The organism is Mesobacillus zeae (assembly GCF_003570705.1).
GTDB lineage: Bacteria > Bacillota > Bacilli > Bacillales > Cytobacillaceae > Mesobacillus_C > Mesobacillus_C zeae.
In genome coordinates this window covers 25,064-46,255 of the sequence record NZ_QWVT01000030.1, presented here as the reverse complement: position 1 = coordinate 46,255, position 21,192 = coordinate 25,064, and the positions used below count along the sequence as shown (strand labels likewise).

22 protein-coding genes and 1 tRNA gene are annotated in these 21,192 nt (G+C 42.1%); 4 read left to right on the top strand and 19 right to left on the bottom strand.

Translation table 11 applies throughout. The features are described 5' to 3' along the window. Positions 1 to 183 precede the first annotated feature (183 nt). From D1970_RS17710 to D1970_RS17650, 13 genes are all read right to left on the bottom strand, one after another. Positions 184 to 423, bottom strand: a complete 240-nt coding sequence (locus D1970_RS17710) for a hypothetical protein (protein WP_119114198.1) — start codon at positions 421 to 423, stop codon at positions 184 to 186. A gap of 381 nt (positions 424 to 804) precedes the next feature. After that, on the bottom strand, positions 805 to 1,065 hold the full coding sequence (locus tag D1970_RS17705; protein ID WP_119114197.1) for a hypothetical protein: 261 nt from the start codon (positions 1,063 to 1,065) through the stop codon (positions 805 to 807). After that, entirely contained in the window at positions 1,062 to 1,373 is a 312-nt protein-coding gene (locus tag D1970_RS17700) for a hypothetical protein (RefSeq protein ID WP_119114196.1), read from the bottom strand. Before D1970_RS17700 ends, D1970_RS17705 begins: the two co-directional genes overlap by 4 nt. A 15-nt stretch (positions 1,374 to 1,388) precedes the next feature. Next, complete coding sequence (locus tag D1970_RS17695; RefSeq protein WP_119114195.1) at positions 1,389 to 1,859, bottom strand: hypothetical protein; 471 nt, start codon at positions 1,857 to 1,859, stop codon at positions 1,389 to 1,391. Then, on the bottom strand, positions 1,852 to 2,364 hold the full coding sequence (locus D1970_RS17690; RefSeq protein ID WP_119114194.1) for an RNA polymerase sigma factor: 513 nt from the start codon (positions 2,362 to 2,364) through the stop codon (positions 1,852 to 1,854). Before D1970_RS17690 ends, D1970_RS17695 begins: the two co-directional genes overlap by 8 nt. A 162-nt stretch (positions 2,365 to 2,526) precedes the next feature. Next, the gene (locus D1970_RS17685) at positions 2,527 to 3,288 is read right to left on the bottom strand and encodes a phospholipase A2 family protein (protein ID WP_119114193.1); all 762 of its coding nucleotides are present in this window, start codon (positions 3,286 to 3,288) and stop codon (positions 2,527 to 2,529) included. 36 nt (positions 3,289 to 3,324) lie between these two features. After that, entirely contained in the window at positions 3,325 to 3,507 is a 183-nt protein-coding gene (locus D1970_RS17680; RefSeq protein ID WP_119114192.1) for a hypothetical protein, read from the bottom strand. An 82-nt stretch (positions 3,508 to 3,589) separates the two neighbouring features. Beyond that, positions 3,590 to 4,510, bottom strand: a complete 921-nt coding sequence (locus tag D1970_RS17675) for a S8 family peptidase (protein ID WP_119114191.1) — start codon at positions 4,508 to 4,510, stop codon at positions 3,590 to 3,592. Between the two features lie 95 nt (positions 4,511 to 4,605). Continuing rightward, positions 4,606 to 4,677, bottom strand: a tRNA-Cys gene (locus D1970_RS17670). Further along, positions 4,657 to 4,917: a glutaredoxin family protein gene (locus tag D1970_RS17665; RefSeq protein WP_181213480.1), complete on the bottom strand. Its 261-nt coding sequence runs from the start codon at positions 4,915 to 4,917 to the stop codon at positions 4,657 to 4,659. The genes D1970_RS17670 and D1970_RS17665 overlap by 21 nt, the downstream gene beginning before the upstream one ends. 42 nt (positions 4,918 to 4,959) lie before the next feature. Then, positions 4,960 to 5,226, bottom strand: a complete 267-nt coding sequence (locus D1970_RS17660) for a helix-turn-helix domain-containing protein (RefSeq protein WP_119114189.1) — start codon at positions 5,224 to 5,226, stop codon at positions 4,960 to 4,962. A 3-nt stretch (positions 5,227 to 5,229) separates the two neighbouring features. Continuing rightward, a complete protein-coding gene (locus D1970_RS17655) occupies positions 5,230 to 5,832 on the bottom strand; it encodes a sigma-70 family RNA polymerase sigma factor (RefSeq protein ID WP_119114188.1) in 603 nt (200 codons plus the stop codon). Between the two features lie 86 nt (positions 5,833 to 5,918). Next, positions 5,919 to 6,110: a hypothetical protein gene (locus D1970_RS17650; protein WP_119114187.1), complete on the bottom strand. Its 192-nt coding sequence runs from the start codon at positions 6,108 to 6,110 to the stop codon at positions 5,919 to 5,921. Positions 6,111 to 6,523: 413 nt separating this feature from the next. Here D1970_RS17650 and dcuC point away from each other — a divergent pair, with 413 nt between their 5' ends. From dcuC to D1970_RS17635, 3 genes are read left to right on the top strand one after another with little or no spacing between them, the layout of a single operon-like run. Further along, a complete protein-coding gene (gene dcuC / locus D1970_RS17645) occupies positions 6,524 to 7,771 on the top strand; it encodes a C4-dicarboxylate transporter DcuC (RefSeq protein WP_119114186.1) in 1,248 nt (415 codons plus the stop codon). Between the two features lie 18 nt (positions 7,772 to 7,789). Further along, positions 7,790 to 9,100 carry an amidohydrolase gene (locus tag D1970_RS17640; RefSeq protein WP_119114185.1) on the top strand — a complete coding sequence of 437 codons (1,311 nt, stop codon included), beginning with the start codon at positions 7,790 to 7,792 and terminating at the stop codon, positions 9,098 to 9,100. A gap of 12 nt (positions 9,101 to 9,112) precedes the next feature. Continuing rightward, a complete protein-coding gene (locus tag D1970_RS17635; RefSeq protein WP_119114184.1) occupies positions 9,113 to 10,234 on the top strand; it encodes a M20/M25/M40 family metallo-hydrolase in 1,122 nt (373 codons plus the stop codon). 257 nt (positions 10,235 to 10,491) lie between these two features. On the opposite strand, the gene D1970_RS17630 is transcribed toward D1970_RS17635, so the two are convergent. The 6 genes from D1970_RS17630 to D1970_RS17605 all read right to left on the bottom strand — a co-directional run bounded on the left by D1970_RS17630 (position 10,492) and on the right by D1970_RS17605 (position 20,195). Next, positions 10,492 to 11,571: a DUF4179 domain-containing protein gene (locus D1970_RS17630; protein ID WP_259339712.1), complete on the bottom strand. Its 1,080-nt coding sequence runs from the start codon at positions 11,569 to 11,571 to the stop codon at positions 10,492 to 10,494. Continuing rightward, entirely contained in the window at positions 11,561 to 12,124 is a 564-nt protein-coding gene (locus D1970_RS17625) for a sigma-70 family RNA polymerase sigma factor (protein ID WP_119114183.1), read from the bottom strand. The genes D1970_RS17630 and D1970_RS17625 overlap by 11 nt, the downstream gene beginning before the upstream one ends. Positions 12,125 to 12,319: 195 nt before the next feature. Beyond that, complete coding sequence (locus tag D1970_RS17620) at positions 12,320 to 15,358, bottom strand: efflux RND transporter permease subunit (protein ID WP_119114182.1); 3,039 nt, start codon at positions 15,356 to 15,358, stop codon at positions 12,320 to 12,322. Between the two features lie 237 nt (positions 15,359 to 15,595). Continuing rightward, positions 15,596 to 16,768 carry a threonine ammonia-lyase gene (gene ilvA, locus D1970_RS17615; RefSeq protein WP_374978565.1) on the bottom strand — a complete coding sequence of 391 codons (1,173 nt, stop codon included), beginning with the start codon at positions 16,766 to 16,768 and terminating at the stop codon, positions 15,596 to 15,598. Between the two features lie 273 nt (positions 16,769 to 17,041). Next, a complete protein-coding gene (locus tag D1970_RS17610) occupies positions 17,042 to 18,733 on the bottom strand; it encodes a methyl-accepting chemotaxis protein (RefSeq protein WP_119114180.1) in 1,692 nt (563 codons plus the stop codon). Between the two features lie 343 nt (positions 18,734 to 19,076). After that, positions 19,077 to 20,195 carry an endonuclease gene (locus D1970_RS17605; RefSeq protein WP_374978564.1) on the bottom strand — a complete coding sequence of 373 codons (1,119 nt, stop codon included), beginning with the start codon at positions 20,193 to 20,195 and terminating at the stop codon, positions 19,077 to 19,079. A gap of 560 nt (positions 20,196 to 20,755) precedes the next feature. On the opposite strand from D1970_RS17605, the gene D1970_RS17600 reads away from it, so the two are divergent. Then, on the top strand, positions 20,756 to 21,106 hold the full coding sequence (locus D1970_RS17600; RefSeq protein ID WP_119114178.1) for a tRNA-binding protein: 351 nt from the start codon (positions 20,756 to 20,758) through the stop codon (positions 21,104 to 21,106). Positions 21,107 to 21,192 lie beyond the last annotated feature (86 nt).

The following is a 21,192-nucleotide window of genomic DNA, read 5'->3' as shown; positions in this document are numbered from 1 at the left end:
TTGAAAAATGTTGACAAACTATTAGCTGGTTTAGTTGAACAAAGGCGATTAAATAATTCCTAAATTTACAATAAATCTCTAAAATCCCCTGTACTTTTGGCAAAACAAAAAAGGAATTTCATCAGGAGGCCTTTCTTTAACATAAGCACCTGTTAGTTGAGCAAGACTAAACATTTAGTTTGTTTAAATTTTTCTTTTTTTTGTGTAATAAGAAAGTGCGAAAGGAATCAGAGGTAGAAGGACAAGCAATCTAAACCAATTCTCTCCACCACCGAAATATAGAGAAGGTAGTATAAGTGCAATTCCACTAATTAGAAGGGCTAGCCATGTTTTTTTCCAGATACCCCATACACTTAGTAACAGTCCAGATACAATTAAAACCCAAAAAATGAGACCTACCCAATAAAAACCTGCTTGTTCCATTTGCTCACTCCCTTTTCTAATTACAATATTATATGTTCTTGTTCAACTATCCTGCCCCGTTAAAGAACGTCTCTCTTACTTTAACAAAAATATCCACCAATCTATCTTTATAAATATGAAAATTACTAAAAGCAATTGGCAACCGTTTTAACATATGAATTCACAGAGTGACACAAACTTCCGTCAACCTACTTAAACTGGTACGAATTATGGTGCTACTTTATCCTTAATTCGCCTAAAAACCCCGTCATATCAACAATAAGAAGCAGTCCAATTCATATGCGAATCGGACTGCTAATTAGTGTGTTATTTAATGTTTTGTACTCGAAAACAGAACCTGTTATCATGAGAAAAGGCTTTTGTTTTAGTATGAGAGAATTATTAAAAATCCATAAGTAAAAACAGCCCCATAAAGGCCAAGCCCGAGCAGATAACGACCGCGGCGAGACTCAAGATGATGGCCACCCACTTCAGCGTTCCTTTTTTCCCGATAAAAGAAGTAACCAGCCCAATCAGCGGGATGAGAAGCATTCCCCACATAATAAGTGGACCCTGGCCACTAAGGGCGTCAGGATTCCCGCGCACAACCAGGAAAAAGAGAGAGAATGAGACAACTGACAGAATGATAGATACGATATTCATACACTTTCACCCTTTCCTTTCGATTGTAAATACAGGCCAACCAGGGAGGTCCCCTGGAGGAGGGCCAGGGCGATATACAAGGAACCGACTCCGGCAAACCCCATCAATAGTGACAATGCTGTCAAACCCGCTCCCATCCCATTACTTTTATCCACTGCATTGCCACCCCAAACTCCAATCGCGCCGCCAAGCACCCCGGCAAACCATATGTTCCCGAAGTGGTATGCATCGTCATTAATCGCAAACAGCTGGGCGGCAAGTGCAACGAGAATCCCAAGGATGCCCGCAATGATTAGCGTGTTTTTCATAGTACCCCTCTTTTCTTACAGTAATAAGTAATAGATCACTTCATCAAGGAAAAATAGGATGAACACATCAAACAGCACCAACACCCAGAACCACAGCTTCCGATAAAAAAAGTAAAGGATGGATAGAGACGCCGCTGCCAGTGGGAAATAGAACATAATGATGTTTCCTCCCAGCAGCCTTGGTGCAGCCGGATCAAATGCTGCGACCAGCAGCCCGATTAGCAGGAACCTAGCCAGAAACAGCAGGCCGACCATCAGCGCCTTAAAAGCCTGGAGCTTTTTAAAAGGCTTTATTTCCGCATTCGGTTCGACCTCTTCTTTAGCAGCCAACGGGGCAAATGTGGCATTAAAGCGTCTCAGCTCCTCATTGCAAATCTTGCAGGTGCGGGCATGCTCTTCTACGACCAGCCTTGTATCGGCTGCCAGATCATCGTATAAAGGAATGAGCTCTTTGGCCAAAAGATGGATTCTCTCATCATTATTCATTGAAATCACTCCGGTTAACTTTAGATAAAATGCTCTTCCTCAAACGGAATATCCTTGACTTTATAGTGGATACCGGAATCTCCAGCAATGCAGAAATTTCTTCATATTTATATCCGTCATGCTCTTTCAGCAAGAATATTTTCCGATCCTCTTCCGAAACATTCTGCAGCAATGCCTCAACAGCGCTTTTCTGCAGTAAAGATTTTTCCGGGGTGTTTTCAGATATTAACAGGGTGTCTATAATTTGACTATCGTTCAGAAGCGAGGGCGCCTTCTTCCGATAATGATCAATCAACAAATTTTTAGCGCTCGTAATTAGCCAGCTCCTCATGTATTTCACATCAAAAATTTGATTGGGATGAAGAAGGATCTTCGAAAAAACTTCCTGAATGATATCCTCCGCTAATTTTTCATCGGAGGACAGCTTCAGCAAGAAATGCTTCAAATACAAATAATGCTCTCTATACACTTCTTCAATCAAGGTAAAAGCATCATAATTGCCCATGAACTGTTCTCCTTAGCTCCCTCTTCAGAAGTGAGACGGGTGAGTACCGGAAAAGGTTGCTGAAAAATAAATTTACTCTCAATATATATTCTGAATACAATAAAAAAAGCCTTCAATAGTGGAATATTCCACTAATTGAAGGCTTTGAACCCTATTTCTTTTTTAGCAGCCCATAGCGAGCATCTTTGCTTTGAAGGCAGCGATGACCCGGTCAGTGCCGGCATTATCCGTTGTGCCTGCACACTGGATCAATGTACGGTCACAGGAACATCTTGCCGGATAAGAGGAGTATGAACCGTAGCAATAATCATGCGTTCTGCAGCATGTATCGAGAGGGTTGACAGGCGTTCCGCTGCCGCAATTCGCACCGCACCATTTATAATTGACCAGCGGGTTCCAAGGTAAACCGTTATATCGGAACGAGCAGCAGCCGTTCAGCCAGCAATCATCAATATCCTCGGCATTTACTTCGCCGCTTTCTGATGGCTCCAATTCCTCATACACTGGAATCTCAAGCTGGGCTTCGGCCGTCGGAAGCTCTCTTTCGGCAAGCACTTCACCGTCCATAAAGACAGCAATCCGCTTCATTAATTTTCCGTCTTCCTCAACAAGAGCAGTGACTTTCACAAGATATGAGACACGCTTTTCATTGTTTTCGGTTTTTAAAAAGCTGATAATCATGTCTTCACCATACTTCATGAAAACGTTCGTCTGCTTCACAGGAATATTTCCCTTCTCCGTATCAAAAACATAATCATTCACATATGTTTTACTTTCTTTTGGAGCAGCAGCAATATCATATTGCTTATTAAAATGAGCGAAGGCCTGTGCCAGCAGCGACTTTTCATTCTCTGCCGCAGCGGTCACCTTATAATCTGTTCCTACGTGAGTATCCAGTTTTAATAAATTCAATCCTTCTGCCATTGTCCTCTTCCCCCTTGTTTTTATAAAATGATCCTGTTAGTAGCAGCAGCGTCCTGTCCAGCCTCCAAGTTTGCCATTAAGCACGGTGTATTCTCCAGGGCAGCCTTTTGCATAGCAGCATGAAGGGTGCTTGTCGCACACAAGTTCAGCCTGTATCACAACACCTTTTTCCTGTGCCGGGACAGTCGTTCCCTGATGCCCTTTCTTCCTTTCTTCCATCTTCTCTCCTCCAATCATTTCAGTTTGAATCGCGATTCTATTAAATAAAGTGGGCGGGGGAGGCAGAAATACAACCCTTTTGTTAAAATTCCTGCGGACCTAAATATAAAGCGCCGCAGCCTGAAATATTTTCATTCTCTATGACCATCGGTTTTGTATGCCTGCAAAGGCTTTTAAAAATGGGACTAGGTTTAGCTTTCATCTGCATCTGTTCCTCAATTAGCAGGGCCAGGGCACCAGACACATGCGGTGTAGCCATCGATGTTCCAGATAAGGTAATATATTTCCCTTTTAAATGAGTTGATTGTATGGCAACACCAGGAGCGTAAATATCAATTTCTTCATTTGTATTTGAGAATCGCGCCACTTCGCCAATCGCCGTCATAGCCCCCACCTGGATAACCTCTTTATATGCCCCCGGATAAAGAAATTCATGGCTGTGATGATTGCCATCCCCGTAATTTCCGGCAGCAGTCACGATGGGGATGTTAGCATGGAACGCTTCCTTGACCGCCTCATGAAGCAGTGGGTCGTCGTTTTTGACTCCTAAAGAGAGATTAATAACATTCACTCTTTCCCCTCCAGGCCCCCGCCAATCAAGAGCATAATAGATGGCTTCGATAAGAAAGTCCACACTTCCCGCCCCACTGCTGTCCAATACTTTCAAGGCCAGCAATCTAGCATCCGGTGCTACCCCTGAGACCGCATGTTCTGTGTGGAACCGCCCGGCAATGATGCCTGCAACATGCGTTCCATGCCCATTATTATCCTGGAAATGACCGATGTTTCCGTTATAGTCTTCTGTGAAGTTATACCCGCCGATCACTCTTCCAGAAAGGTAGGGGTGGCTCTCATCCACACCTGTATCAATGATGGCCACGACAATGTTTTTCCCTGTCACGCCTTTCCTCCATTTATGATGGGCCCCGATTTGGACAATATTGGGGGAGAATCGTTCCGAATGCTCGGTTGTATGAATGGGGTAAAGTTCAACTATATTCATTTCTTCCACTCCTTTTCTCCATAAAAGAGTTTCCTAGCGTGGAAAAAACAACTCAAAAAAAGCACCACTCATTTCTGAGCGATGCTTTTGCTTAAAGGTGGTACCCGGATTTGAACCGGGGATAAAGGTTTTGCAGACCTTTGCCTTTACCTCTTGGCCATACCACCAAGGTATTCTTCCAGCACATCCTGGTTAAAGCCTTTAATAGCTTTTTCTTCCCCAGCGTCTTCTCTGATCAATGTAAAGGGGGTCCCATATACGCCTCTCTTTTCCAAATCATGCAGGTAGGAAGGGTTGTCCACAATATTTCTTTCCTCATATGGGATGCCCCTCGATTTCAGCCATTCTTTTTCTTCCTCGCAAAATTTACAGTGTTCCATTGTATAAACGATTACTTCTCGTCCCATTAATCTCATCTCCTTTCTTATGAATAAAGAGTGTTGGAGCGTTTATTCAACAACCCTCTTAGCATCTTTTTTTCGTTTTTGGGTCATTTCGTGAAATTCCCAAAAACCAACTGCACTATCCAAGTCATACATAGTGATGACATTCAACAGCTTGATACTCAGTTCCTGCTCCACATCTTCCCGGTGATGCGGAGCAGTTTGCAGGAGAGTCTTTTTTATTTTCGGTTGGAAAAGCTCAAGAATCTGTTCTCTGGCTATTTCCTCTTTTTTTGCCCTTTTGGCTAATTCATAAAGATTAAGCTGTCCCATTTTTCATAACTCCTTTTCCTCGTCACTTTTCAAAAGGATACTCTTTAATGTATTCAGTGCTTTTTTACGGGATTTTGAAACAGCTTGTTGCGTCTTCTTTAATAATGCTGCTATTTCAACATCCTTTAACCCTTTAACATAGGCTAATGAGAGAATGTCCTGCTGGTTGTTGGTTAGGCTCTTGATTGCCTTATATAACACTGGATCACTGATAAAATCCAGGACATCACCTGAATCAATAGAATCGTTTTCTTTATACTCAATCAGCTCCTTAAGTGTCGTTTCTGATTCATTATTGATCGGCTGGTCGAGCTGCAAAGGGAAACGCTGATCGTGTTTTCTAATCTTTTTATCCAGGTTGATGCCATGGAAATAAAGCGTCGAAGACACATAAGAAATGAACCGGATCCTAAAGTAAAACTCTTTAAACTTTTCGTTGATCCTTTCCTGTACCTCATCGCATGGGCTGCATACCGCCTCAGTAAAAAGCTCATAATGTTCTTCATCCGCCAGGAATTCTTTTATTAAAGGGTTTGATAAGAAGTCTTTATTGCTATGCTTGAATTGCTCCACTTTATCGCGACATTCTGGATCCCATTTATCCATCGGCTAACCCCTTTTAGGAACATATGTTCTATTTTATCACAAAAAATTTTTCCCTTCTCTAGCAAAAGGGAAATTTAATATCGTTTTCATTGGGAAATACCTTCTTCCCTTGAAGAACAGAATCGGCTGATTTTATTGGAAACTGTTGCAGATTCCATGATTAAAGCAAGAATCAAGTCTCTCTCCTCTTCTGTCAAATCAGCATCAAGGCACCTTGTATAAAAAGCCTGCGTCTTCCTTGCCTCGCAAAAACAATCCAAAATCTTTCTGGAAACCATGTTTCACACCTCTCCTTTTCATCCCCAAATTGATGTTTATATATGGTAAAGAAGCACTCTTACAATGAATTACAACCTTACTTTCGATATTTTTAATGTATCGGCAAGCGCAGCTGTTTAAGTTCATCTGCAGGTAATGCAAAATAATCTTCCCCTACTCTTCCGGAATGTATATTCATTCTTGTAGATGAATAACCCGGCATGGAGGATACCATAATTCCCCTATTTTGTATATCCCGTATATTATGACAATTAATGAACATCTCGCTATTTTTATATTAAGTTCATAATTTTGCTACAGATGATAGATTCCTATGCCCTTATAATCAACAGTATAAGGTTAACCGGTTAACTTTATTAGGATTGTATATTTATTATATATTGACTATTTCGAGAAAAGGGAGGACAATACTATGTTTACCATCTTAGGAACGGCAGTAATTATCGGAGCAATTTATTTCTTGATCAAACGAAAGGAAGCGAGGATGGTACTGTTTGCCGCCGGGCTTTTAATGGCGATCATTGCTGGAAAACCGATGGCTGCCTTTACCGCGTTTACTGAACGAATGTCCACTCCTGGTTTGATTGAAGCTATTTTATCTGTCATGGGTTTTGCTTTTGTCATGAAATATACAAAATGTGACCAGCACCTTGTAAAATTAGTAGCTGGTGGATTGAAAAAGTTTAACCTCATCCTCATTCCCGGTGCGACACTTGCAACCTTCGCTATTAATATAGCGCTTCCAAGCGCCGCAGGAGCGGCTGCCGCTGTTGGCGCCATCCTTATTCCTGTGTTAATGGGAGCTGGCGTTTCCCCTGCGATTGCAGCTTCCGCTGTTATGGCGGGTACTTTTGGAAGTAACCTGAATGTAGGAAGTGCCCATAACCCATTCATTGCAGAGATTGCAAAAGTAACGGCAATGGATGTTGTGAAGGTCCACGCTTTTGCCCATGTATTGTCCGTGGTCATCATTGCCATTTCATTGACTGTTATTGCAAAGCTGCTAAAAGAAACAAAAGGTTACGAGTACATACCTGAAGGCGAACAGGATAATTCCAAACTAAATCTCCTTTACGCTTTAATGCCAGTCATTCCACTGGTCATTCTTGTTCTGGGGTCTACAGTTTTCCCAAAAATCCTGATGGGTGTTCCTGCAGCCATGCTGATTGGCGTCATCCTTACATTAATCGTCACCCGGTCCAACCCGTCTGAAGTTACTAAATCATTCTTTGATGGAATGGGAAAAGCTTACGGCGATATCATGGGTATCATTATTTCTGCAGCTGTATTTGTCGGCGGAATGAATGCGATTGGCCTTGTTGAAGCATTTACAGACGCAATGGTCAGCTCACCGAGCGTTGCCAAAATTGCCGCTACTTTTGGACCGTTCCTGCTGGCTGTTATTACTGGTTCCGGAGACGCAGCTACTTTTGCTTTCAATGAAGCAGTTACTCCATTCGCTGAAAAATTCGGCGTTTCGCAAATCAACATGGGCAGTATCGCTCTTCTTGGCGGAGCTTTAGGAAGGACAATGTCTCCAATCGCCGGAGCAGCTATCGTGTGTGCCGGAATCGCAAAAGTTAACCCGATTGAACTGACGAAACGAAACGCACCTGGCATCATCATCGCCACAATTGTCTCAATGTTCATCCTATTATAATTTAAAGGGGGAAAAACGATGCAACCTGAAGAATTGCTAAAAAAAATACAAGGACTCGCACCAACGCTTGTTGAATACAGACGTGATTTTCATACCCATCCAGAACCTGCCTGGAAGGAATTCCGGACAACTTCCATTATCGTTGAAAAACTAATAGAACTGGGATACTCGGTTAAAATGGGCAGCGAAGTCATTACAAAAAGTGAAATGATGGGCGTACCAAGCGACGCAGAACTCCGGCACCATATGAAACAGGCAATCTCACAAGGTGCCAATCCGGAGCTCGTTGAAAAAATGGCAGGCGGCCTCACAGGCGCCGTCGCTGAATTACATTGCGGAGAAGGTCCCGTGATTGCCCTACGATTCGATATTGACAGCAATGATATTGAAGAAGTAAAAGATGAGAGTCACAGGCCTTACCGCGAAGGATTTTCATCGAAGAACAGTAAGGCTATGCATGCATGCGGCCATGACGGCCATGCAGCCATGGGACTTGGTGTCGCAGAGATCCTTGCGGGCATGAAAGAAGAGTTGAAAGGTACCATCAGGATTATTTTCCAGCCTGGGGAAGAAGGCGTCCGCGGTGCAAGGGCAATGGTCGCCTCAGGTGTAGTTGACGGCGTTGATTACATCATCGGAGGCCACATCGGATTCAAGGCAGCACACACAGGCGACTTTATTTGCGGGACAGGAAAGTTCCTTGCAACCACTAAACTTGATGCTACCTTCAAAGGTGTTCCTGCCCACGCTGGCGCTGCTCCGCAGGAAGGAAAAAATGCGCTTCTTGCCGCCGCAGCCGCCTCATTGAACCTGCATGCGATTTCCCGGCATGGCGAAGGAGCCTCAAGAATCAATGTCGGCGTAATGGAGGCCGGACAAGGACGGAATATCCTTCCTCCAAACGCGATCATCAAGCTCGAGACCCGCGGGGAAAACAGCGAGATTGATGAGTACATGGTACGGGAATCGATGCGCGTCATCGAAGCATCGGCAAAAATGTATGATGTCGAGTATGATATCAAAACAGTCGGCGGAACGAAGAGCGGGGAAAGCAGCATGCCAATGGTACAGCTGCTGAAGAAGCTTGCAGAATCGATGCCTCAATTCACAAACGTAATCGAGTATTGCGATTTTGGAGCAGCCGAGGACTATTCCCACTTCATGAGCGTCGTGCAGGAGAACGGCGGAATCGGAACTTATTATATGCTTGGTTCGAATCGCACAGCAGGGCACCATGACGATCATTTTGATTTCGATGAATCTGTCCTGCCAACAGGCGTTGAATTGAATGTCAGAGCCGTTCTGGATATAATCGCCAATCACGAATAATAGGGGGCAGCCATGATTAACCAAGACCGTTTAATTGAAAAGTTTCTTGAACTCGTCCAAATTGATTCCGAGACTGGATTTGAAGCAGATATCTCCCGCTTTTTGAAAAAAGAGTTTGCCGCGCTGGGGCTCACGATTGCAGAGGATGGTTCCATGGGGAAAACAGGCCATGGTGCGAATAACCTTGTCTGCACACTCGCCGCAAACAGCGATAACGTAGACCCTATTTATTTTACATCACACATGGATACAGTTGTCCCCGGAAAAGGAATCAAGCCTGAAATAAGGGATGGATACATTTATTCGGATGGAACGACAATCCTTGGATCTGACGATAAGGCAGGGTTAGCCGCTATTATCGAAACGATCAAAGTGCTGAAAGAGCAAGAACTGCCGCATGGCCAGATTCAATTCTTGATTACGGTTGGCGAAGAGTCAGGACTTGTCGGCGCCAAGGCTTTTGACCATACATTACTGGATGCGAAATATGGCTTTGCAATTGACAGCCATGGCCAAGTGGGCAATGTCATGGTCGCCGCACCTTCTCGGGCGAAGATCAAGGCAACGCTTTATGGAAAAACAGCACATGCGGGCGTGGCACCTGAAAAAGGAATCAATGCCATCGAGATGGCCGCCGCGGCGATTGCGAAAATGTCCCTCGGAAGAATTGATGAGGACACGACAGCCAACCTTGGAAAAATCGAAGGCGGCCGACAATTGAATGTCGTATGTGACGAGGTCATGGTCCTTGCAGAAGCAAGGTCTTTGATCAACGAAAAGCTTCAGGAGCAACTTGGCAAAATGAAAGATGCGTTTGAAACGGCTGCGAGCGAGATGGGCGGCCGAGCCGAGGTGGAGATTGAAATCCTTTATCCTGGATTCAAGTTTTCAGCCGAAGATGAAGTCGTTCAGATTGCGCAAAGGGCAGCAGCCAAAATCGGACGTCCGTGCCAGCTCGAGCGAAGCGGCGGCGGAAGCGACGCAAACGTTATTTCAGGCTACGGTATCCCGACAGTAAACCTGGCAGTGGGCTACGAAGAAATCCACACCACTGCTGAGCGGATTTCCCTCGAAGAACTGACCAAAATCACCGAAATGGTATTGGCCGTTATCGGTGAAACCGTTAAAAGGTAAAAACAATAAAAATCCGGCAGTCATTTGGGATGACTGCCGGATTTTTATGTCTTCACACCTGTGCAAACTGTTTTTCAGCTAATACTATAAATTTATTCATCGAAACTTTAGCTGATAAAACTAAACGCCGGCTGATATCTTTTATGCATGTTCGATTAAACCGGTACAGAGGCACCGGGCCGTGTTGTCAGTTTCCGGCATTGACATTCTAATTGTCCTTACATTCATTATAAAAACCTTGGCATTTGTTTCTCGAATTATTTCTCCAGCTCAATCACGATGTCTTCCAGCGAAAATTCTTTATTTCCTGGTTTGAATTTCTTAGGCAATTTCCCTTCCTTAACAGTACCATCTTTTTTATATTCAGCAGATCCAAAATTCTCCGAGTTTCTAAAGAGAACCTTTGGAGTCACGATTAGCTTTGTTGCCTCGGGGTCCAGCTTTTCAAATGTTTTACTCCAATTCATATCATAGGAATTTCTTCCAGATCCTCCGTTTCCTTCACCTGAATAGATATTTCCGCGGTCATCTTTCACTTCTAAATCAACGGACACATCATGCCACTTGTCCCTAATTTTTTTAGGCACTTCCTGGCTGTAGTAAAGGACAAAAGATATTGGTGTCATGGATATTTTGTCAATGTTCACCTTGAGGCCATCTTGTTTTACACTTTTGCCGATTGTCTGTTTCAGGCTGTCTGTTGCATTTACTTTGAATGCAAAGTCCCAGTTGCCTTTGATTTCTTTTTCACTTTCATGACCTTCATTCAGCACTGAAATACCGTCAATGCCCCAATCAACCTTCACGCTTTCTGGGTCATCCTTACTGAAATTGCTTCCTGTCATTATGCCTACATATTTGTTTTCACCGATCTTCTTGAGCTGGGAACTACCTGTCATTCCATCCGATCCTTTGATATCCAGATTCTGAAAAATCACAGGTTCTTCACCTAAATCCTGCTTGCTTTCAATTGAATAGGTCACAGAAACTGATTCACCATCGAAAATCGCATCGTTCACTGTCACTTTAACTCCGTTGCTTTCTTCCGTCATGTTCAGCTCAGTTGAATATTCTTTATAATTATCATAAAAGCCTGATTCTTCGTCCAAAAATTTAAAGATATTACCGATTAAGGGAAGGTTGCTAGCCGCGGTTGGAAATGCAAACCCTGCAGTTGCCCCTGCCAATCCGAACAAAATGGCCGCAACAGCCAATGGCCGCTTAATCTTCCCTTTTGGTTGCTCTGATTTTGCCTGTTTAATACCGGTAATCGACCTTTCGTGTAACTCTTTTGGTATTTCTATTTTTTCCAGCTCCTGCTTGATTTTATTTCCCACAAATATCACCCTCCTTATACTCTTTGCGAAGTTTATGTAACGCACGGTACAATGTCGACTTTGCTGTCCCGAGGGGAATATTCAGCAACTCGGCAATCTCCTTGAAGGAATGGTTATGGTAAAACCTTAATAAAACAATGCTCTTTTCGTCCTCTGTCAACATATCTATCAACTCTTGCAATGATAAAGACAGAGGAATATCTTCATCATTCGTGCCAATAAATTTATCATAATCCGCATTCAGATGAACCACTTTCTTGTTCTTGTTTACTATATTGATTGCACAGTTGATTGTAATTCTCATCAGCCACGTTTTGAAATACTCTGGTTTTTTCAATGTACTTATTTTTTTAAATGATTGATAAGCCACTTCCTGAACAACATCTAAAGCATCATCTTTATTTTTTACATATACATAAGCCATCCGATAAATATCTTCTTCATGTTGCTGGAAGAGCTTTAAAAAGGCTTTATCATTCCCTTTTTGGGCTTTTTTCACTAACAGCATCACGGCAATCACCCCTCTCTTTTTTGACTTCCACTTATTAGACATACAAACCTCTAATTTGGCTTTGATTTTTTTGGATCTTTTTTGTCATGTACGAAAACGAATAAAAAAAGACTATCCCCTTTTTAGGAGATAGCCGCGGATTAAAAGCAAATCCTGATTGCTTTCAGTTTTATATATATCGGATGTTTAAACACACGAGAAAGCACCTATATCACAAGGGCTCCCCCTCTCTAAACTTTACCTTGAGACATGTTCCTCTCCAGGGTGTGCTTTTACTTGAGAGATTCTCTGTTTTTTAGACTTTTTAAAGTGGAACAATTCATAAATGACCGGAATTACGATCAATGTCAATAGAGTAGAGACCGCTAAACCACCAATAACGACAATCGCAAGACTTTGTGATACAAGGCTTCCCATTTCGGCTTTTTTAAATAATAATGGCAGCATCGCGCAGATGGTGGCAATCGCAGTCATTAAGATTGGCCGGATTCGGGTAGCGGCTGCTTCCAGGATAGCCTCGCGCATGATCATCATTTCTTCGTTTTGCTTAACACGGTCGATTAACACAATGGCATTTGTAACGACGATTCCAATCAGCATCAATGCGCCAAGAAGGGCTGTGATATCAACCGGAATCCGGCTTACCAATAGGCCAAGAATGGCTCCGATGGCTGCTAGCGGCAAGGAGAACAGGATGGCAAGCGGCGCACGTAAAGTTTTAAATGTAATGACCATGATTAAATAGACAATCCCGATGGATGTAATCATTGTGATAAATAAATCTGTAAAATCATCCGCCTGCTGAACGGAAGCACCACCTACCATTACTTCTACATTATCAGGTACGTCTATCCCTTCTTCTTGTTTGGTTCCATGTATCTTGCTGTTGATTTCTTTTGAGATGTCCGATAGCTGTTTTGGGTCGACGGTTGCCTGTACCCGTAAATAAGGCTCCCCATCTTTATGAAGTACTTGTGTTGATTTATTTTCCACCTTAAGCTTCGCAACAGATGTAATTGGCACTAAATCCTGTCCGGCTGAAATCATGATTCCTTCCAGATCTTGTTCCGATCCGGGGTTCAGGACAGGTTCCATGAATACCGGTGTATTGATTCCATCGAGTGTGACACTTCCGACCGGCATGCGATTCAGCAGCATGCCCAGCTGTTGTGAGACCTCACCGGGTTTAGCCACTGTTGAATCAACATTGAAGGTATAAACAGGTTTTTTCTCTTCTTGATTCGTCTCTACTTTCTCGACACCTTCAATATCTTTAATTTCTTTTTCGATGCTGGTGGCTGTTGACTCAATGTCAGACATTCGGTCGCCTACGACATCGATTGTAATCGCAGTGGAACTGCCGCCTGTAAGGGAGCCTGAATTAGCTGCTAATTCCGCTTTTGGATAGTCATTTTTCTGTTCATTTACCTTATCAATAAATTCCTGGGCATCGGCACCCTTCTTCATGACAATGGTAAAGGAAGCCTTCGTTGGGGATTCTACTGACCCAAATTGAGCTGCATCCGTACTATTCCCCAGTTGTGTATATAATGATTTAGGTTCATCCTGGGCCAACAAAAATTCTTCAAATTTCAATGTATTTTTACGGACTTCTTCCATTGGGGTTTCATTTGGATAATCCAATGAAACGTTGACAAGTTCCGCATCCGAGCTATCCACGGCACCTTTAGGGATGCCAAGATAGGCCCCGATTGACCCCAGGAACAGTAAAGCAGATGCGAGCAAAATGACCCATTTATGATTCAATGACCATTGCAGCATGGAAACATATCGCTTTGGCGTACGATGCTTTGGCAGCTTTGCATTTTTCAGCAACCCCGCACTCATGATTGGGACAACTGTCAAGGCCACCAGTAAAGAGGACAGTAAAGAATAAGTGACCGTTAAAGCAAACGGCAATAAGAAATCCTTTAATCCCGCCCCAACCAATCCAAGCGGCAAGAATACGGCCACAGTTGTAAGAGTTGAAGATGTGATCGCCGAGGCAACTTCCTTTGTAGCCTCTATGACGAGCTGGACTGAAAATTTCTCATGCTGCATCCTTCGGAATATATTCTCTATCACTACGATACTATCATCTACCAGCCGGCCGACTGCTACCGCCACGCCACCGATTGTCAAGATATTTAAGGTAATGCCCGATTGTGCCAGTAAAAACAATGTAATGCATAAAGATAGCGGGATCGAGACAATCGTAATGAATGTCGATCGAATGTTCCTTAAAAAGAATAAAATGATAATGGTCGCAAATAAAGCCCCGAGCAGCACTTCCTTCACCATGCTGGTTACAGAGGTGACCACCATATCAGCTGTAGAAAAGAATACAGTCACGTTGGCATGATCGTATTTCTTTGAAAGGTCCTTGGCTTGTTTTTTCACCTCTTTCACGATTGCCACTGCGTTGGAATTGCTATCCTTTGTCATAATGGCCAGTAAGGCATCTTCCCCGTTGATACGAGTAATATTTGCATCCTGATTCGCCTTTTGGAGGGTAGCTACATCCCCAAGCTTCACTCCTGATAGTACCGGTAAATCCTTCAGGTCATCCAGACTGTCGAGTGTGCCAACCACTTTAATATTGCTTGCTTTCCCGTCAATGGTTTTCTGGCCTACGGAAGCAGCAATATTCTGGTCCTTCAAGGCGCCAAGCACCGCTTGAGCGGGAAGATTATACTGCTTCAGTTTCTCGTGATCAAGATGAATCGAAACTTCATCTACGGCTTTCCCGAACATGGATACATTTCCAACACCCTTAATCTCCTTAAGAGCTGGAAGTATTTTTTCATCTGCCAGTTTAATATTTTCTTTTGTGATTCCATCCTCGAATGTCATTGAAATATCAGCAATTGGAATCATGTCTGTATTAAGTTGGACTACATTGGGTTTATTTGTGGCTTCCGGAAGCTCGACTCCATTCAATGCTTCTTGCACATTATCCTTTGCTTGCTTCATATCTGTCTCGGCTTCGAAGTGAATATCTACCTTGGAGAATCCGTCTCCCGTTGTAGAGAATACATCACGCTTTCCTTTTACAGAAGCAACGGACTTCTCGATTGGAGTCGTCACCGTATCGGCCATTGTCTCAACATCCATGCCTTGACCAAGAACTACCACTGTTACCTGTGGATTGTCAGCAGTCGGCAAGAACTCCATTGGCAAAGTAAAATAACTTATAATTCCGATAACTAATGCCAGGACGGTCGTAAGAGATACAGCAGCCTTATTTCGAAAAGACCACTTTGTAAGCCACGTCATACCCATCTCCCCTTTTAAAGTAAGTAAAATTTGTACGTTGCTAAATATATAGTTGAGCTGTAACACAAAAGGATTAACTGAATCCAAATGAATTATAATCGTTCTTTATAAAGAAGTAAATCAAAAATTGGTAAAATTTTCGTAAATAAGAAATTAGAGGTATGTAATAGGATTTTTTATTTATTCCTGTCACTAATTAGTTTAGGATATAACAAAAATTAATTTTCCAAGGATTCATCAGGAATTGTTTTTCACATCGTATCCCTTGTTTTTCAACGCTTTATTTAGTACTTCAATATGATCATGATTCTTCGTCTCTAATGATAACTCCAGTTGCGCATACCCTGGATAAATATGCTCACCTGCATGATGGAGAATAACAGATTGAACATTTGCATCCAATTCTGTAATAGAGCTCAACACTCTTTGCAGTTCACCTGGTTTGTCTTTTAAGATCATTGTAAAACTCGCATATCTTCCAGACTCAACCATTCCACGTTCAATGATACGTGAAATAAAATTCATATCAACGTTTCCGCCACTTAATACAGCAACCACTTTCTTCTCATGAATATTCACTTTTCCATATAAAAGAGCAGCTAAAGAGCTGGCACCGGATCCTTCAACTAGCAGCTTATTACGTTCTAACACCATGAGCATTGTCCTAGCTATTTCCATTTCATCTACACAAAAAATATCATCCACATATTTTTGCACAAGTTCAAAGGTGTGCTCTCCTGGTTTCCTGACTGCAATTCCATCTGCCATAGTAGGAGTGGATTCCACCATGACAGGCTTTTTTTCTAATAACGACTGTTTCATACTGGGACATGCAAGAGTTTGTACACCATAAACACGAATACCTGGGTTTTTCTCTTTAACTGCCAAGGCAAGACCTGCAATCAGTCCTCCGCCTCCGACAGGACATAAAATCGCTTCAACATCAGGTAGCTGTTCCAATATTTCCAAGCCTACGGTACCTTGACCAGCAATAACAGCATCGTCATCAAAAGCATGGACAAAGGTTGCTCCCATACGTTCTTTTAGTTCCAGCGCATAAGCCAGAGCATCATCAAACACCTTACCTTGCAGCTGCACCTCTGCTCCATATTGCCTCGTGGCTAATACTTTGCTAAGTGGAGCACCCTTCGGCATAACAATCGTACAAGGAATCCCTAGCATTTGGCTTGAATAGGCAACACCTTGTGCATGATTTCCAGCGGAGGCTGCAATAACCCCTTTCTGTAAATCCTCTTTCGATAATGAAATCAGCTTATTATAAGACCCCCTTACTTTAAAGGAGCCGGTTTTCTGCAAATTTTCAAGCTTTAAATACACTTCGTTATTGGACGATATGCTGCTGAAAGTTTTTGAATAATCCAGTGGGGTTGTGTGAACAATTCCCTTCATTTTTTCACGTGCAATGATTAAATCTTCTAGGGTAACCAAGTCCGAGAACCTCCATCCCTTTTTCAATATTAAGATGCACTGGAAAAAGCAAACTATACTCTCTCGTGTCATCGTTCCTTTTTATTCTCTATACAAACCTCTAATTTGGCTTAGATTTAACGGAATCTTTTTTGCGGTTCCTTTATATTGAAAAAAGACTATCCCCCTTGTTAGGAGATAGTCTCGGATAGATAGCAAACCCAGATTCCAGATTTACTATCAGTTTTTCGTGTTCTATACTTTAAATTTCCCTATAGAAACATTCAGTTCTTCAGACATGTTTGCTAAATCTGATGCTGATGAGGAGATTTCTTCAAGTGATGCAAGCTGTTCTTCAACTGCTGCTGAAACACTTTGGGAACCTGCTGAGTTCTCTTCCACAACCCGGGAAACAGTATTCATGGATTGAACCACCGTATTTGTCCCTTGATTTAATTGCTCAACAGCATTTGAAATTTCATGAAGCTGTTCGACAACTTCATTAACAGACTCCTTTATCTGCTCAAAAGAATCTCCAGCTCCATTTACTGCATCTATCCCTTGGACAACTTCATTTGTTACTGACTCCATTGAAGATACTGCCAGCTGAGTTTCAGTTTGGATAAACGTGACTAATTGGGCGATCTGCTGCGCGGAACCCGCTGACTGTTCAGCCAGCTTTCTAACCTCATCAGCAACTACTGCGAAGCCACGTCCATGTTCCCCTGCCCTCGCAGCTTCAATCGCGGCATTTAGGGCGAGTAAGTTTGTTTGAGCCGCAATGCTGGTTATTACCTCAATTATTTTTCCTATCTCTAATGAACGAGAGCCTAAACCTTTTAATAGAATGGAAAGTTCATCAACCTTTTGATTGATAGAACTCATTTGTTCTGTAACCCTTGTGATGGAGGTCTGTCCAGACAGTGACCTGTCTCTTGTTCCGATTGAAAAATCGGACACAGTTTTTGTCCGGGAAGATATTTCTTTTAACCCATCAGTCATATTATGAATGATAGAGGAAGTTTCTCTGACGCCGTTTACTTGATCCTCAGTACTTGCCGCCAATTCTTCCATTGTTGAAGCGATATGTTCTGTTGCTCTATTAGTTTGTTCGGCTCCAGCCATCAATTCTTCCGATGAAGCGGCTACATTCTCTGCTGAACTTTTTATCTGGGAAACCATATTCCTAAAATCAAAAATCATCCTGTTAAATGATGTGATCAGTATCCCTATTTCATCTTTATCTTTCGACTCCATCGGTTCGATTGTCAGATCTCCATTGGATAAACGGTTGACCTCCTTGCTCAAGAGAGTGATCGGGATGGTAATAATTTTACGCATATAAAAAAATAGAAGAACAGCCACAATCACGAAAACACCCAATAAAATATAAATGACCGTTAAATTGAACTCCATTTTCCGGTTGTTTTCTTTCTCATGTTTCTCGAAAATTTTTATTACGTCTTTCTCAACTGTGAAATAATCCTCTTTAAGAGTCCTCCATACAGGAGTCTCTTCGTCTTTTATTATTTTTAATGCAGCACCTTTATTTTCTTGTGAACTTGCAATTACTTGCTTCTGGAGTTGTATATCTTTCTCAGTCAAGGTTTTTAATTTATTTATTTGCTCTGCTAATCCATAATCAGCTGAAATAGCTGACAAATTATCAAAGATCTTAAGAGACTCATCAGCGGCTTGCACAAAATTTTCTTTCGCCTTTTGATCCTTGGGATTCAGAATAACATTTCTGACAGCTTGTCCCCGTTGCAGTCCCTGAGTATAAATCTCTTTCGTGTCCGTTAAAAATAACAAGTCTTTGTTTATTAAATTATTGACTTGGCTATTTGATGATTTAATCTCATAACTTGAAAAAGATATAATACCAACAGCTAGTATCGATAATCCGAATAAAAATATGAAAATTTGCATATTCAACTTCAGCTTCATTTTATTTCCTCCGGCTTCCTTCTATATTCCAAGAAATTTTATATGGGCTTTTATCTAATAAAAACCGTTAGATGTCATCATGTACTGCCCTTAAAAAAACGAATAATCATTTTATTCCTGATGTTCTTCATTCAAACCCTCCAAAGATCAAAAAAACATAGGTATGACAACATGAATTGGCTACACACTAAATATCGTTTGTTTACTGACAAGCTTTATATAAAAATTTGTATAATTAATTACACCTGATTACCGACGATGCCCCCCTTGCCATCCATGTAAAAATAAAGAAAAGGCCTTCCACCAGTTCGGTAAACTGATGGAAGGCCTTTCCTATCGTTTTTTATTGCCAGATTGCCGATACCCACTCGGGATGGTCGATGAATGGATTGCGGTTATGCTGGTACTTGGAGTATATGATTTCGTTTCTTTTCCGCTCAAGGTCGTCGACAGGATCCTCTTTATGCCATTGAACCAAAGCAGATTGTTTTCCATGATAAGGTGCAGTGCCATTGTTGACTAGATTATTTAATTCTAAATCAAGCTCGCCACTGTCTCCCTCATAGCGGACTGCCATATAGAACAGCATCCGGGCTACATCACCTTTGACACTATCCCTTGGCTCCCACGAGTCAGAGTCATAATAGTTTCCTAGCGCCTCGGAATGTTGAGTACCGCCATTATCAAAATCAAGATTACTTCTTGAACTGTTGACGCTGACATCAGTCGGACGCAAATGATGCAAATCCGTTCCTGCACCCATTACTGTTCCAAAGTCTCCGTGTGATTTTGCCCATACATGTTCCCGATTCCAATCATTGACCCCGGAGCCATTTGTATATTTCCCTTGTGACCGTCCTGTATAAAGCAGGATGACATTATTTTGGTTATTCGGGTCTTCATCAGTCAATCGAAGTGCATCCCAGACATCTGAATAGGATAATTCTGTGTGGTCATCAATGATATTGTGCAGTGCAGTCTTTAAAGCACTGCCTGTTTTTCCAGTGGCAGCATCATAATAACCATCACTTGGGGCAGGCGTCCCTGGATCCGGTTCAGGAGTTGGTGTTCCACCCCCTAACTTTTCGAAGGCTGTTGCATTTTTCACCCCAGCATGGGAGTAATAAGCTGTCAGTGCCCCGGTCACTTTTACACTGGATCCCATTAAAGAAGGATTTGTGTTTAAACCATAAGCGGACCGGAAGGAAGATGGAATTTGAACGTAGAGCATGTTAGCGGTATTTTTCTCGGTTGGACTGTCCGCCAGTGCAATTGCATAATCATTGGGAAAATTGCTGGTAACGACCGTACTGGTAGCGGTAGGCTGTCCAACCACATAACCCTGGACCGTTTTGCTCGTATTATTCTGATTGTTAATCCCCTGTGAAACAGAATAAGGTGAGGACCAAGTCCCGCTCCCTGCAGCTGCGTTCGTGAACGAGGATTGAAAAGGCTGAATCAAAAGAATAATGGCAGTAAAACAGATAAATGACCATAACAGAGCTTTATTCCGACTTTTTTTCAAGTATTTCCCCTCCTGAATGAGTTTTTGGTAGAAACCTAATTTTGCTGAATAACTTGATTTCAATGTTATCCTAATTTTGTTAAAAGTATTAGGGTTCTTTTCGAAGAGAATGTAAAGACTATTTTGACAGTTATATTATAATAGAAAACCAGCCTGCCGTATTGCCTGTGCGATATTTCCCAAGTACAGGATGTCCTAAAATGATTGATGGTCACCTTATTGAAGGAAGCAGGGATATATTAATATTTTAATAGTCTTAGCAGCCATCCTGTTAGGCCTTGTCATGATAGGATTGGGTATCTATTTTTTAAGATTTACAAGAGATATAGCATTGCCTAGGGCTTTTGTTTTTCAGTGCAGGCATGGCTGGATTAGACTGGTATCTTTTCATGACAGTGTTTGCTTAACTCTCTTCACCCGATTTATTGTGATCTGAAATGCAGGATAATCGGCAATGGAGTTATAATGAATATAATCATTACAAGGGAGAAAATAACATGACTAGTCCAGTCAAAGAAAATATCACTTTTGATATACTTGATCAAATTGATATCAGGGTAGGAACAATCAAATCAGTGGAAGATGTGGAGAAATCCAATAAGCTTATGAAGCTTACCGTTGATTTCGGCGACTTTACACGGACAATACTTGCAGGCATCAAGGGTGAAAGAGAAAATCCAAAAGAAATCGAAGGCCAACAAGCCCTGTTTGTCGTCAACCTGGCTCCAAAGAAAATGGCGGGCGAAGTTTCTGAGGGAATGCTTTTTGATATCGGATATGCTGACGGCATAGTGCCCGTTCTTGCACAGCCAGAAAAGCCCGTGCCAAATGGGACACGAGTGGGGTAATTTTATAACAGTTTATACGTTGTACTAATAGAACGAATAACAAAAGGCCTTCCGTCAGTTTTAACGGAAGGCCTTTATCTGTACTC